Below are 14,023 nucleotides of genomic sequence, written 5' to 3'. Positions count from 1 at the left end.
CTCCGACCGGGCCTGGACGTCAGCCGATACTGAGGTGCTTTTTCAGTGGCAACTCACGGTAGCGCTTACCGGTGGCCGCAAAAACCGCATTGGCAATACTGGGTGCCACCGGTGGCACGCCTGGCTCACCCACGCCGGCCGGAGCCTCCTGCGAATCCACCAGCTCCACTTCCAGTGGCGGGCTCTGGTGCATCCGCAGCAGCTGGTAGTCATGGAAATTGCTGTTGCTTACCGCACCGTCTTCCATGCGGATTTCCCCCAGCAGGGCCAGGCTCATGCCGAAAATCATCGAGCCTTCCATCTGCGATTTCACCCGGTCCGGGTTCACTGCCAGCCCCACATCGGCGACGGCGTGCATCTCCATTATCTCCAGCCTGTTGTCCTGCACGCGCACTCTGGTGGCAATGCCCACATAGGAGAGGAAGCTGCGGTGCACGGCGATGCCCCAGCCCTCGCCATTACCGCTTTGCTGGTCACCGCGCAGGGTGAGGTCGGCACGGGCCGCCGTACGGCGCAGGACTTCCTTGAGGCGGCCGGTATCGAGCGGGAACTTTTCCAGCGGCTCGCCGTAATTGCCGTACTTGTAGTCGCCCTGGCTGGGATCGACCAGGCGATCGGGGCCGATCAGTTCCAGCAGGAAGCGGTCTGCCGGTTTCCCCGCGGCATGGGCGAGTTCGTCGGCAAAGCTGCAGCGCCCGAAGGCGTTCTGGATATTGGCAACCGAGCGCAGCCAGCCGATACGGGCATGGTATTCCGCCTGCTGGGTTTCCGAGCGGTGGTTATCGACGGCAAAGGGCAGGTCGGCAAACCCCAGGTCCAGTTCGAACCCGGCCGGATGGTCCACGCCTGCGGAAAAGGTACCGCCAATGGAGGGGAAGGCGGCCCGCTGCAGCCAGCCGGTTACCCGGCCATCACTGTCCAGCCCGGCCCGGTAGTACTCGGCACTGGCCGCGTGGTAGTAGTCGTGGCGTATATCATCCTCGCGGCTCCAGACCACTTTTACCGGCCGCTTCATTTTCCGTGATAGCAGCGCCGCCTCAATCACGAAATCCGGCTTGGACTTACGCCCGAAGCCTCCACCCAGCAGGGTCACATTCACCCTTACCTGTTCCGGCTCCAGGCCCAGTGCGTTCCCGACATGCTGCTGCACAGACTGGGGGTCCTGTACGCAGGCCCAGATTTCACAGCTGCTGTCGGTGGTCATGGCAGTGGCACTGGGTGGCTCCATGGTGGCGTGGGCAAGGTACGGCACGGTGTAGACGGCTTCGTGGTCCCGGCTTGCCGAGGCCAGTGCCTTTTGTACGTCACCATGATCGGTGATTGTCTTGCCGGGCTCCCGCACCCGTTGTTGCATTTTTTCGAGGTAGGCATCGCTGTTGTGCCCCAGGTGGTCGCTGTCACTCCAGTCAATCTGCAGCTTCCTGCGCGCCTTGAGTGCGGTCCAGGTATTGGTGGCCAGTACCGCCACGCCACTCAGGGGGTGGAACAGTGGTGGCTCGGCGCCGCCGTCGAGGCGCTCGATGGCCACCACTCCCCTGACCTTGCGTGCGGCACTGTCATCGAGCTTTTTGATACTGCTGCCGAGGACGGGCGCCCGTTCGATACTGGCGATTAGCATATTGTCGATGCTGACATCCTGGCCAAAGTCCGCGGCGCCGGTGACCATCGCGGGTGTATCGACGGTATTGACCGGCTTGCCGATGTAACGGAAATCGTCGCTGCCTTTCAGTTGCAGGTCCTTGTCACCCGGGACCGGTTGTGAGGCGGCGGGCGCCGCCAGTTCGCCGAACCGGAAGCTGCGTCCAGTGGGGGTATGTACAACCCGGTGGCTGGTCGCCTTGCACTCACCGGCGGGAACCTGCCACTGCTGTGCCGCGGCATTCTCCAGCATGGTGCGGGCGCTGGCGCCCATCCGGCGCATGGTGTCATAGAAGCGCCGGATACTGCGTGAGCCGTCGGTATTCTGGCTGCCGTAGCGCTTGTCGCCGAGTCCCTGCACTACCTGCACTTTCTGCCAGTCGGCCTCCAGTTCATCGGCCACCACCTGGGGCAGTCCGGTGCGAATACCCTGGCCCATCTCAGAGCGGTGGCAGATGATCGATACCGTATCGTCCGGGGCGATGCTGATAAACAGGTTGAGTTCGCTGTTGCCACCGGTCGGCGACGCCCAGGGACGTTGCCAGCCGGGCAGGGCACTGCCAAGCACCAGGCCCCCGGCGGCGAGGCCGGTAAGCTTGAGGAAACTGCGGCGGCTGACATTCCGGATTTGCTTGCTGGAATCAGGCATCCTCGTTTCCTCCGGCTGCATTGACGAACTGGCCGGCGGACTTGATAGCCGCCTTGATCCGGGGGTAGGTGCCGCACCGGCACAGGTTACCGGTCATGGCGCGGTCAATTTCGCTGTCGGTGGGGTTCGGATTGTCCTGCAGTAAAGCTGCGGCGGACATCAACTGGCCACTCTGGCAGTAACCGCATTGGGGCACATTGTGTTTGATCCAGGCCTGTTGCAACGGGTGGTCGCTGTTCTTCGACAGACCCTCGATGGTGGTCACTGCCTTGCCCCGTGCGGCGCTTGCCGGCGTCAGGCAGGCGCGCACCGGCCGCCCGTCCAGGTGTATTGTGCAGGCGCCGCAGAGGCCGCGACCGCAGCCGAACTTGGTGCCGGTCATTTGCAGTTCGTCCCGCAATAGCCACAGCAGTGGCATATCCTCGTCCACGTCTGTTTCGTGCGTTGCGCCGTTAATGATCAGCTGCATTATTCTTCTCCGTACGCTTGCCAGTCTTCCGGGGTATCGATATCGATGGCGCCATTGGCGATGGGTACGCTGACGACATCGGCCTGTTGGTCGCGGAGCAGTCCGCGGGCACCGCGGTCATTGTCCAGGCCTTCCAGGTGGTGGAAGACCCGTCGCGGGAAAATAGCCGGAACGCCGCGGCGACCGGCGTAAAAACTGCAGACGATGCGCCGGTGCTTCCGCCATTCCTCCAGCAGGCACGCAATATCCGCCCCGCTGACGGCAAGCTGGTCCGCCAGTAATACCAGTGCCGCTTCGCATTGCGCCGGCAGCTGGCGTATGCCGAATGCCAGGGAGCTACCCATGCCACCGCGCCAGCCGCGATGCTCGCGCAAGTCCAGCTGCGGGTGAGTCTCTTCCAGTTGTCGGTGCCATGCGCCGCTGACAATAATCGGCTCTGGCAATTGCAGTGAGGCGGCTGTATCGACGCAGTGCTGTAGCAGGCTTTTATTCCGGTACCGCAGGAGGAGCTTGCAGGCCCCGAAACGGTTGGCGGCGCCTGCAGCGAGGATAATGGGCTGGACGTGCTGCATATGTGCGCCCCTGTCTCAGGCCGGGATCCGGGCCCGGTTGGTGCCAGCCACCTGCTCGTCTTCCTCGTCGAGGGTGGTGATAAATTTCCCGCTGCCACCGTGAAGGACGGCGTGTAGCTCGGCGCAGGTGGACAGGGCGATGCTCTCCGGTAGTTCGCCACCAATATCCAGCCCGATCGGAGCCCGCAGGGGAGTGCCCAGGCTGCGGTTCAACTGGTTGAGCGTAGTGCCGGCCAGCTCCAGTACGCGGTCGCGGCGACTGACAGGACCGAGCAGCCCCAGGTAGCGCAGTGGTTGCCCCTGCAGCAACCGCAGCGCCGCAGCGTCCAGCTCCAGGTTGTGGCTCATGGCGACGGCGGCATCAATGTGGGAAAGGTCCAGGTGTTGCCCGAGTTCATCGGGTGGACAGGCGTAGCAGTGGCAGCCGGGAAAGTAGGCGGGCCGTCCATTGGCCGGTCGCGGGTCGCACAGGCTTACCTGCCATCCCTGGGAGCGAAACAGCTGCGCCATTGGCCGGGCATCGACGCCCGCACCGACAATCAGGATATGGAGCACCGGCGTGACAGGGGTCTGTAGCCAGTTCCCGCCGGCGTGCTCGACGACTGTGGCGCGCTCCGACGGGACGTCTTCCCCTGACAGCTTTACATAGGCGCCGACTTCGCCGGAGACCGGGATTTTCTGCAGGAAATAGCAGGGGCGGCGTTGCTGCAGGCACTCCCGTAACTCACCCAGTTGCAGGTGATTGTTGTCGGTACGCACAGGCTGTAGCAGGATATGAACGGTTCCACCACAGCCGATCCCGAGCTGGAAGGCAAAGTCATCCTCATCGCTGCCGTCGTAACACAGGGTTTTGGCTGCGCCGGAATCGGCGACCTGGCGGGCGTGGCGCTGTATGTCCGCCTCCAGGCAGCCGCCACTAAGCAGCCCGTAGTGGCGGCCCAGGTCATCGAGCAGCATCATCGCTCCGGCCTTGCGGTAGCAGGGGCCGGCGGTGCGGTAAATGCTGCCCAGTACCCAGGTCCGGTCATCGCGGTGCTGGTACCAGAGATCGAGCAGGGCTGTCAGCTGGTTGGCCATGAGGTCGCCTGTTTGTCGTTCTGTTGTCGCCGCCTGCTGCCGATACTACCCGATCCCTTTTGTTGCTGCACCGGCGTTCATCGCATCGGCGCCGTCGGCAGGCCCGCATATGGCCGCCGATCCGGGTAGCGATGCTTCCCAGGGGGATAGTCGGGCAGTTTGGCGCGCATTAGCTCTTTTGTGGTGGTGCTTTGAGGCAAGAGGTACAGTTCCCGGCCTGTCACCGCACAATCATCCTTCTGTGCCGTTGAAACCTGTATGCGGCACATCGCTTCCGGATTAAAGTCGGTGTAATGTGTTGTGGTTTCACCCTGTCGAGCAGGGGCGCTATGATCGTCCGCTGCCTGTCCTCACATGATGTGCATGGGCATGGTCGGGTGCACTGTTGGCGCAGGGGAGCGCCGGGTGCGGTTGCCGGACAGTACGATGCAGTAGAAGCCTCCCGGCAGCTGCGGGATTGTGCGGGGAACCAGCTCAATTACTTAGGGAAGAGTATGACTGATGTTGCGGTGATCATCGTAAATTACAATACGGGTCACCTGGTAGCGGAAAATATCGAGCGGATTTTTTCCTCGGTAATCGATACCAGGCTGGGCCTGCGTCTGTTTATTGTCGATAACGCGTCCACTGACGATTCGTTGTCCATCCTGTCCCGGGCCCGGGCGGCGAGTCCCCATGCCGGGTCGATCAACCTGATCGAGAGCAAGCAGAATGGTGGCTTCTCATACGGCAACAATTTAGCCCTGCAATCCGTATCCCGCAGCGGCCTGAATCCCGATTACTACTACTTCCTCAATCCTGATGCCTATCCGGAAAAAGGCGCCATCGATGCGCTGGTGGCGTTTTCCCGTAACCAGGGCGATCTCTGTATTCTCGGGTCCACGTTACTGGATGAAAACCGGGTGCCCAGGCCCTCGGCTTTTCGTTTCCCGTCCCTGGTCTCCGAGCTGCAGCGGGCTGTCTCGCTTGCACTGATTGATCGTCTGTTTCCCCACCGGCGTGTCAGTATGGGAGTTCCGGAGCAACCGATCGAGGCGGATTGGGTGACCGGTGCCGGTTTCTTTTTAAGCGAGCAGGTATTGAGCCGGCTGGGCCATCTGGATAGCGGTTATTTCCTTTACTTCGAGGAAGTGGATTACATGCGTCGTGCACGGCGCATGGATATTACGATTTACTCCCTGCCCGATTCGAGGATTGTCCATCTGGCCGGTGCGGCCACCAAGATTGTCGGCAGCCAGTCAGCCACCCGGCCCATGCCGGACTACTGGTACGAATCCTGGAATCGTTACTTTTATAAGAACCATTCCCGAGGCTACGCCCTTGCCGCCGGCCTTGCCTGGCTGTCGGGGCGCGTGGCCAATCACCTGCTCGCAATATTTGTCCCGCGGCGCCGTCCCGCCGATGGGCACTCCATGGGACGATTCCTGAAAAAAGCCGTATTGGGGAACTGATATGAAAACAGGTCATTGCACCTCTGCCGCACCGTTGCCAAGAGGAGACCGTAACTGTAATCCGGAGGGCATCGGTTTCTGGGCACTGGTACGGGAGGACTTTGTCACCCACGACCGGGACTGGCTGAGCCAGGGGTTCTGGTCGGTTTTCTGCCACCGCTTCGGAAACTGGCGCATGGGGGTGCGGTCGCGGTTTCTGCGGGCACCACTGTCACTCCTCTACCGGGGCTGGAGGATCCTTTGCCAGTGGCTGTGCGGGATCAAGCTGGACTATACCGTCAGGCTGGGGCGGCGGGTGAAGATCGAGCACTTTGGTGGCATCGTGCTGGGCGCGCGCTCCATCGGCGATGATGTGGTGTTTCGCCAGAATACGACACTGGGAATTGCCAGCGCCAGTGACCGCAACGCCAAGCCCACGATCGGCTCACGCGTCAATGTGGGGGCCGGGGCCGTGATTGTGGGGGATATTGTGGTCGGTGATGATGTCTCCATCGGGGCCAATACTGTGGTCAGTTTTGATGTGCCCGACGGGGCCCGGGTGCGAGCGCCAAGGGCAAAGGTCCTGGTGGATCCGGTTTTGGCCCCGCGGGTGGCGGAGCCTGAAGAAAGCTGATCAATACAAGAGCCGGTTTGGGGCGGTACCTCTTTCCTGCCTGCCTTCAGGAAGGCTGGGTTGTTACCGTTGTTTGTTTTGTACTTGCATGGTGCCAACCTGCAAAACCGATTGTCATTCCTTGTGTTACCTGCGTCTAATAAACGGGTAGTCGGTGTCATTGGATGACGGGACCAACCTTATGGATATGGAACGCATTTCGCTGAACCCGGCCGGTTCGCCGGGGCGGTTTGGCCTGCAGCTGGTAAGACTGACCTGGAGCCAGGCGAGAAAGCTCGGCAAGAGCCTGGCAAAATTGTACCTGCCCGTTTTCCTCGGCCTGGTGGCGCTGGTGCTTTTGTCACGCCTGCTGGAAGTGCCATTGCAGAACCTGACCCGGGATCCGCTGGCAGTAGTCCGCGCCCCCTTCTATACAGGCATTTTGTCCAACCTCGGTATTCTGCTCTGGTGTGCCACCGCCGCAATCTGCCTGTTCAGTGCCGTGTTGCTGGGGCCTCTCGGCGGAGCGGGAGAAAAACGCTTGTTCCTGCTCTGGTCCGGCGCATTCACGACCGTGCTGTTGCTGGATGACCTGTTCCTTCTGCACGAAGTGGTGTTTCCCTATTACCTCAACCTGCGCGAACGCTATGTAATACTGCTTTACGGTTTCTGTATGGTGGTTTTCCTGCTGCGATTCTGGCGGCTGATACTGCAGACAGACTTTCTGATTTTCCTGTGTGCCTGCGGATTTTTCACCCTGTCGCTGGGGGTGGATAAATTGCCGGAAGATATTCTGCCGCTGCACCATATTTTCGAGGACGGCAGCAAGTTTATTGGTATCGTCAGTTGGCTGTTTTACCTGGGGCGAATGTCTTTCCTGTTTCTCCTTGAAGCCGTGCCTGCCACTGCGATGCGCGAAGACAGCTGATGCCTGCCCGTTTCCCCATACTGCTTTTTGCCCCCAATGCCTCTACCTCCTTTGGGGGCGAGGCGGCGCGGCCGTTGCGCTATTTTCTCGAGTTGCATCGCCGGGGTATTGCCGCCCACCTGCTGGTGCATGGGCGCAACCAACGTTGGCTGGAAGCGGGCTACCCGTCACTTTCCTGTTATATCCACTATGTTCCGGAAGCCCCGGTCGAGCGCTGGCTGGCAAAACTGGGGGACCGGCTGCCGGAGCGTATCCATACAATAACCACGGGCATGTTGTTGTGGATGGCCACCCAGTGGCGGGCCCGCCCGCTTATTCGCGATCTGGTGCGCAGAAAAGGCCTGCAGTTGATCCACCAGCCAATACCCATTTCACCCCGGGCGCCATCCCTGGTGTACGGGTTTGGTATCCCGGTGATTGTCGGCCCCCTGAACGGCGCCATCGACTATCCCCCGGCATTCCGGCACCGCGAAGCACTCTTGTCACGGTTGCTGGTAAGCGGTGCGCGAATGCTGGCGCGTCCCCTGGGGGCACTCTGCCGCGGTCTCCCGGAGGCCCGGGTTGTGCTGGTTTGCAATGGGCGGACCCGGGCTGCGTTGCCCCCGCGATTGCGGGGCCAGGTCGTTGAGCTGGTTGCCAACGGGGTGGATACACAGGATTACGCGCCGAGGGCGCCCGGGCAGCGGGCAGGTCCGGTGCGACTTTTGTTTTGCGGCCGCCTGGTGAAATTCAAGGGGATCGACCTGCTGTTGCTGGCGCTGGCGCGATTACCGACTGCCGTACCGGTAGCGCTGGAAATTGTCGGTGATGGTGCCGAGCGCAGGGCACTGGAAGCCCAGGCACGGTCGCTGGGATTGCAGGCGCGGGTCTCTTTCTCCGGTTGGGTGGATGCGTCGCGGCTGGCTGACTGCTATCGACGCGCGGATGTGTTCGTCCTGCCGAGCCTGCGTGAGGCTGGCGGTGCCGTGGTCATGGAGGCGATGGCGGTAGGGCTGCCGGTTGTGGCCGCAGCCTGGGGCGGTCCGGCGGACTACCTGCCCGCCGCTGCCGGAATCCGGGTGCCGGTGGGGAGCGAGAGTGGGTTCGTGGAGGGGCTGGCCGCGGCGATATCGCGGCTCGTGACGGATGACAGGCTGCGTGAGCGGATGGGGGCCGCGGGTCGCCGGGCGGCTGTGACCGGTATGGACTGGCGCGCGCGGGGTGATGCCCTGGAGGGGATTTATCGTGGGGTCGTGGCCGGGAACCGCCGGGCGTCAGTGCCGGCCCGCCGCTGCACGGGGTCACAGATGGGCTAGACTCAGGCCACATCATCACGACCATTGCCTGTCACGGAACACTTCCCCGGCCGGGTCCGCTGACGGCGCATCTGTCTCGCCTGAAAGGTAACTCCATGCGCACACTCACTCTCAATAATGGCGTTGAAATCCCCCAGATTGGCTTCGGTACCGCTGCTATCGGTGCCTGGCAGCAGGATGACAGCCGAGTCACCGATACCATCCTCAAGGCCATGGCGGTGGGCTACCGTCACTTCGATACCGCATCCGTATATGGCAATGAGCGTGCACTTGGGCGCGCCATACTGCAATCCGGTATTCCCCGGGACGAGCTGTTTGTTGTCAGTAAGGTATGGGATACAGAGCAGGGCAGCGAAACCCGGGCGGCATTCGAGCGCAGCCTCGAACGGCTCCAGCTTGAGCACCTGGATTTGTATCTGGTGCACTGGCCGGTACCCGCCTATACCCGGGAAACCTGGGAAAACCTAGAGGCGCTGTACGATGACAAGAAAGTCCGCGCCCTGGGCCTGTCCAATTTTCGCCAGTCCGATATCGAGCAGCTTGCCACTTTTGCCCGTATCAAGCCCACGTATAACCAGCTGGAGCTGCATCCCTACTTCACCCAGAAAAAGCTGGTGGAATATTGCCAGTTCCACCAGATGGCGGTGTCCTGCTGGTCCCCCCTGGGTACCGGGGGCTGGAGTGATGTCAAAGCCGAAGAGAAGCCCGTCAGTGACCCGGTGATCAGGGAAATTGCTGAAAAGCACGGCGTCAACACCGGGCAGGTCATCCTCAAATGGGATATCCAGCAGGGGCGGATAGTCATTCCCAAGGCCGAAAGCATCGAGCACATGACCGGTAACCTGGAACTGTGGGGCTTTGAGCTGAGCGATGAGGAGCTGGCGATGATCGATAACCTCAATCGCGGTCAGCGCTTCGGTGGAGATCCGGATACCGCACATGAGGCCAACCGGAAGGTGCAGGTGCCGGAATAGCAAAATACCGGGGGAATGTGATCGTTAACTTATGCGCCAGCGGTGCTAGCGGCGCAGGGCACCGGTTCCCCGCGCCAGGGTTTCCCCCAGCAGCGCGCCGAGTGCAATGCAGAGTGCCGCCACAACCCCGCAGAGCAGTCCCCACAAATGTGCCTCGTGCACCACGGGCGCCCCGATCCATTGCGAGACCAATGAACCCCCAGTGCCGTATTGCTCCGAGTAAACCTTCAGTGCCAGGATGGTCAGTAGCAGTCCTCCCCGCCACCTTGTTTCGCGCTCCAGGATCTCCAGGGTTGCGCTGAGTGCCAGCAGGCCATGAATAAGCCCGGAGAGACCCATATACCAGTGGACCTGCGGCTCGAACAGCACCAGCGCCAGCCCACATAGTGTTGCCAGTACGGCAACCTCTACCAGCAGGCGGGGCAGAGGCAGGCGGTTCGGGAAGAGGACCCAGTAAAGCAGCAGGGCCGCCAGGTTGAGCAACAGGTGGTTGAGGTTGGTATGGGCGAAGTGTCCGCTGGCAATCCGCCAGTATTCGCCCGAGAGGACCAGGCCCCGGTCGTAGCGCAGCAGCATATCGAGGTCCTGGGGGGAGAAGTGCACCACCAGGGCGAGGCCAACAAGGATTGCCGGACCGGTCCAGAGGCTGAGTTTTTCCAGCACCTTTTGCATGGTGGTTCTCCGGGGGGGCTGTTGTCAGGCCCCGCTGGCTGCGGGCTCCTGCTGCGCCTCCAGTTGGCCGCGACGCGCCTGCTCCACCAGGGAGGGTTCGCGCTCTGCCTTCCTGTTCTGGATTCGCAATGCCTCGCGGTAATCGGTATTGGACACGATAAACTCCTCGGCGCGCTGGTTGATATCGGAGTAGAGCGCATTCAGCTCCGCAATCTTTGCCGACAGGTGTTCCAGGTCGAGGATCCGGTCGAAATAAAGGGCGATCAGTCGCTCACACTCCCGCCCGACGGCCAGGTACTCATTACCGATCTCCCGGTGCCCCTCGTAATTCTTCTTGAAATTGAAAAACGTCTGCACGCCGCCAAGCAGCGCAGTGATCAGCGCCAGGGCTGCGCCCACCCACTTGGTCCAGTCCGGTAGTTCAGCGTTAATGAGTGAGAAAAACAGGGAGCCCAGGAACAGGTTGATGACCACGATGGGCACGCCGCACAGTACATGCAGGTTACGCCCGCGCATGGAGGCGCGGAAGTGACTGTGCTTGCACAGGTGGGCGTTCCAGCGGAGTTTTTCCAGGACTTCGACGGTATTGGGGATCGTGGACATGCCGGGACTTCTTTTACTTATCTGCTGGCAGTGTACAGTCTTTGCCGGCGATTTCGAATCGCCGGGCAGCATCAGATCGGTTTGAGGAAGCGCTCGCGTCGTGGCAGGTGGAAGTTGTCGTAATCGAGGGATAGCAACACCCTGTGTGCCCTGCCGACAATCTCGTTGCGGGGCACCAGGCCGATTACCCGGGAATCAGCACTATTGTCCCGGTTGTCGCCGAGCACCAGGTAAAAACCGGCAGGAACGCTGACCGCTGCAAAGCCGGGGCTGTGGCTGCTGTTGAGCAGGCGGATTGGGTGGTCCTGCCCGGGGAGCATCTCGACCAGCTGCTGTGAGGTACGACTGCCGGACTTGTGCAGGTATTGTACGGGGTGCCCGTTGATGGCCAGGCGATTGCCCTGCAGGGCTACGGTATCCCCCGGCACGCCGATCACGCGTTTGACGAGCCGGTTGCCAGTGACTGCCGAATCAAACACCACAATATCGCCCCGTGCGGGGCCGGCGAAGCGCACCAGGGAGTGGTGGGTGAATGGCACGCGCAGGTCATAGGCCATCTTGTCCACGAGAATATAGTCGCCCACCTGGATAGTGGGGCGCATCGACCCTGTGGGAACATGGTTCCAGTCGGCGAGGGCGCTGCGGAAGATGAGCATCAGCGCCACAAAGAGAAGTATTCCGCGGTGGTCCTTCAGCCTGAACCCCAATCCCTGGTCCATCATGCGATCCTTTTGTTTCCTGACCGCTGTTGGAGGCCTGCCGGCCGCTGGAGTTCCCGGCTACTGCCAGGGGCGGTCCGCCGGGAGCGCGCTCCCCACGCCCACTGGTCGCTGATTCCCTGTCAGCACTATACCGGCGACGGCGGCAATCGCCAGCAGCCAGCAGTACTGCACCTGGCCCACCAGGGCCAGCGGCGACACCGAGGCCAGGGAAGAGGCCAGCAGCAGCTGGGCGCCCCAGGGCAGCAGGCCCTGTACCACACAGGAGAATATATCCAGCAGGCTGGCGCTGCGGCGGGGATCGACGCCGTAGCGGTGGCTGATCTCTTTCGCCAGGTCCCCGTTCAGCAGGATCGCGACCGTATTGTTGGCGACACACAGGTTGGTGGCCGCCACCGCCGTGCCGATACCGAGTGCACCGGTACGGGATGAGGGCGGTGTACGACGTCCCAGCCGGCTCAGCCGGTCGATGGTGCGGGCCAGCCACTCCAGGCCGCCCTGCGACTTCATCAGGGCGCCGAGACCACCGATCAGCAGGGACAGGATCAGGATCTCCTGCATATTGACATAGCCCTGGTTAATGTCCTGCACCAGCACCGCCAGGCTGTAGCCGGGCTGTAGGGCCAGGCCAACAACCCCCGCCAGCAGGATGCCGATAAACAGTACCAGCAGCACATTGACCCCGAACACGGCCATGGCGAGCACCGCCACGTAGGGCAGGACGCGCAACAGTTCATAATCCCCGGGCACCTCCACAGCGGCAGAGTCACCCTGGAAATAGAGCCATGCCATGGTGGCCAGGGCTGCAGGCAGGGCGATGCGAAAATTCATGCGGAACTTGTCCCGCATCTCCACACCCTGGGTGCGGGTGGCGGCGATGGTGGTATCGGAAATAATCGAGAGATTGTCCCCGAACATGGCCCCACCCACCACGGTGCCCACGGTCAGCAGCAGCGGCAGGTCGGTGGCCGTGGCCACGCCGACGGCAATCGGCGCAATGGCCGCGACGGTGCCCATGGAGGTGCCCATGGCGGTGGCGACAAAAGCGGTGATTACAAACAGGCCCGGTAACACCAGTGCGGGCGGGATTACGCTCAGGCCGAAATTGACCGTGGCCTCCACCCCGCCCACGGCCCCGGCCACGCTGGCGAAGCCACCGGCCAGCAGGTAGATCAGCACCATGGTGACAATGGTCTGGTCGCCGACGCCACGTACGAAGATCTCGATGCGCTGGTCCAGCGGACCACGGCCCAGCAGCATGGCGAGCGCAATGGCGGGCAGGATCGCGACCGGTGCGGATACCTGGTAAAAGGCCATCCCCACTCCCTGTGACTGGAACCAGAGGCCGCTGCCGACAAACAGGGCAAGGAACAGGGCCAGGGGAAGGAGGGCAAGCGGGGATGCTTTGGTCATGGATACAACTTTGACGAACAGCAGGAAGGCCAGGAATTCCCCTGGCGCTAGCCGGCAGGAAATCCTGGGGCGCGCAGGACGTGTCCCCGCAGCGCGAATTTAATGGATCGCGAATTATAGCGGGCGGTCGGGAGTTGACCAATAACGGTTCTGTGTGGGGTAGGGCAACCTGGTTATAAGCGACGGCTCACTGGCTCGTGGATTTCCGGCATTGCATCGGCTCGGCGCCGGAGCCCCAGGTAATCGTGGCCTCGCCCCCGTGCTCCCGGAAACTTTCATTGCGACCCCGGTACTTCGTCCCGCTGGCGGCGGGCTGCCGATACATCAGCGAGACGCTGTCACCGCGCTCTGCGATCAGCGTTGGCGGTTGCGTCTTAAAATAGGTGACCACCACTTCATTGGCGGGGTTGTCGTCACAGGTGAATGCAACCGGGCCCTTGCCCGGCACCAGGCGGTAGCGCGCCTGCAACTCGGCGATACGCCGGCGGTAACTGTCCTCCACACACTGCCGCTGGTTGTCGGCTTTCCAGCACTCGTCGCGCCCCTTGATCCAGCCGCGCTGGCCGGCCATTAGCACCGGAGGATGCTCGTTGGAGGCTTTTGCAAGCGCCGCTGCGTAAACCCCGGCGAGTTGGCGATCCAGCGACGCCAGTACCTCATCCGCGCAGACCATCGCCTCGGTGCTGCCCTCGCGCACGCCCTCGCAGTCGAATGATGGGCCCCTCTCAGCGCCGGCGGCGGAGGTGGCCTGTAGTAAAAGAATGGTAATGAACGGGAGGGCTGCAAGTTGCCTGGGCGATAGCCGGTGCATGGAAGCTCCGTGATGCAAAGGTTACCTGTAAGCATAGACCTTGCTTTCCTGTTGTTATCCACCCAAGGGCAGTGGCCGGGCAACTTTTGCCGGAATTTGCGGTACCCTTGTCTTTCTCCAGGGAACCCCTGGCTGGGAGAAGCGCCTGGGGGAAAACTGG

At 62.0% G+C, this 14,023-nt stretch carries 14 protein-coding genes; 5 read left to right on the top strand and 9 right to left on the bottom strand.

Features of this window, described 5'->3' with window-relative positions; translation table 11 throughout:
• Positions 1-19: 19 nt before the first annotated feature.
• Genes LVD11_RS07700 through LVD11_RS07685 form a run of 4 tightly spaced genes read right to left on the bottom strand, consistent with a single transcriptional unit; the run spans position 20 to position 4,405 of the window.
• Entirely contained in the window at positions 20-2,287 is a 2,268-nt protein-coding gene (locus tag LVD11_RS07700; RefSeq protein ID WP_237057580.1) for a xanthine dehydrogenase family protein molybdopterin-binding subunit, read from the bottom strand.
• Entirely contained in the window at positions 2,280-2,759 is a 480-nt protein-coding gene (locus LVD11_RS07695) for a (2Fe-2S)-binding protein (RefSeq protein WP_233006732.1), read from the bottom strand. Before LVD11_RS07695 ends, LVD11_RS07700 begins: the two co-directional genes overlap by 8 nt.
• Entirely contained in the window at positions 2,756-3,328 is a 573-nt protein-coding gene (locus LVD11_RS07690) for a nucleotidyltransferase family protein (RefSeq protein ID WP_232941361.1), read from the bottom strand. The genes LVD11_RS07695 and LVD11_RS07690 overlap by 4 nt, the downstream gene beginning before the upstream one ends.
• A gap of 15 nt (positions 3,329-3,343) precedes the next feature.
• On the bottom strand, positions 3,344-4,405 hold the full coding sequence (locus LVD11_RS07685; RefSeq protein ID WP_232941362.1) for an XdhC family protein: 1,062 nt from the start codon (positions 4,403-4,405) through the stop codon (positions 3,344-3,346).
• A gap of 494 nt (positions 4,406-4,899) precedes the next feature.
• Between LVD11_RS07685 and LVD11_RS07680 the strand changes: the two genes are divergently transcribed.
• The 5 genes from LVD11_RS07680 to LVD11_RS07660 all read left to right on the top strand — a co-directional run bounded on the left by LVD11_RS07680 (position 4,900) and on the right by LVD11_RS07660 (position 9,645).
• Positions 4,900-5,856 (top strand): glycosyltransferase family 2 protein, encoded by a 957-nt coding sequence (locus LVD11_RS07680; protein ID WP_232941363.1) that lies wholly within the window; start codon positions 4,900-4,902, stop codon positions 5,854-5,856.
• A 1-nt stretch (position 5,857) separates the two neighbouring features.
• Positions 5,858-6,469: a serine O-acetyltransferase gene (locus LVD11_RS07675; RefSeq protein WP_232941364.1), complete on the top strand. Its 612-nt coding sequence runs from the start codon at positions 5,858-5,860 to the stop codon at positions 6,467-6,469.
• A 181-nt stretch (positions 6,470-6,650) separates the two neighbouring features.
• On the top strand, positions 6,651-7,376 hold the full coding sequence (locus tag LVD11_RS07670) for a DUF8692 domain-containing protein (protein WP_232941365.1): 726 nt from the start codon (positions 6,651-6,653) through the stop codon (positions 7,374-7,376).
• The gene (locus LVD11_RS07665; protein ID WP_237057579.1) at positions 7,376-8,671 is read left to right on the top strand and encodes a glycosyltransferase family 4 protein; all 1,296 of its coding nucleotides are present in this window, start codon (positions 7,376-7,378) and stop codon (positions 8,669-8,671) included. The genes LVD11_RS07670 and LVD11_RS07665 overlap by 1 nt, the downstream gene beginning before the upstream one ends.
• Before the next feature lie 95 nt (positions 8,672-8,766).
• Positions 8,767-9,645 carry an aldo/keto reductase gene (locus LVD11_RS07660; RefSeq protein ID WP_232941367.1) on the top strand — a complete coding sequence of 293 codons (879 nt, stop codon included), beginning with the start codon at positions 8,767-8,769 and terminating at the stop codon, positions 9,643-9,645.
• Between the two features lie 45 nt (positions 9,646-9,690).
• On the opposite strand, the gene rrtA is transcribed toward LVD11_RS07660, so the two are convergent.
• The 5 genes from rrtA to LVD11_RS07635 form a co-directional block, all read right to left on the bottom strand.
• Positions 9,691-10,317, bottom strand: a complete 627-nt coding sequence (gene rrtA, locus LVD11_RS07655) for a rhombosortase (protein WP_232941368.1) — start codon at positions 10,315-10,317, stop codon at positions 9,691-9,693.
• Between the two features lie 24 nt (positions 10,318-10,341).
• On the bottom strand, positions 10,342-10,920 hold the full coding sequence (locus tag LVD11_RS07650; protein WP_232941369.1) for an SLATT domain-containing protein: 579 nt from the start codon (positions 10,918-10,920) through the stop codon (positions 10,342-10,344).
• A 71-nt stretch (positions 10,921-10,991) separates the two neighbouring features.
• The gene (lepB, locus tag LVD11_RS07645) at positions 10,992-11,639 is read right to left on the bottom strand and encodes a signal peptidase I (protein WP_237057578.1); all 648 of its coding nucleotides are present in this window, start codon (positions 11,637-11,639) and stop codon (positions 10,992-10,994) included.
• A 60-nt stretch (positions 11,640-11,699) separates the two neighbouring features.
• A complete protein-coding gene (locus LVD11_RS07640) occupies positions 11,700-13,052 on the bottom strand; it encodes a Na+/H+ antiporter NhaC family protein (RefSeq protein ID WP_232941370.1) in 1,353 nt (450 codons plus the stop codon).
• Between the two features lie 187 nt (positions 13,053-13,239).
• The gene (locus LVD11_RS07635; protein WP_232941371.1) at positions 13,240-13,863 is read right to left on the bottom strand and encodes an MliC family protein; all 624 of its coding nucleotides are present in this window, start codon (positions 13,861-13,863) and stop codon (positions 13,240-13,242) included.
• Positions 13,864-14,023: the final 160 nt, after the last annotated feature.

Origin of the sequence: Microbulbifer sediminum (assembly GCF_021729035.1) — a bacterium.
GTDB lineage: Bacteria > Pseudomonadota > Gammaproteobacteria > Pseudomonadales > Cellvibrionaceae > Microbulbifer > Microbulbifer sediminum.
Note: the sequence above shows the minus strand (reverse complement) of the source record. Positions and strands in the feature narration are given on the sequence as shown.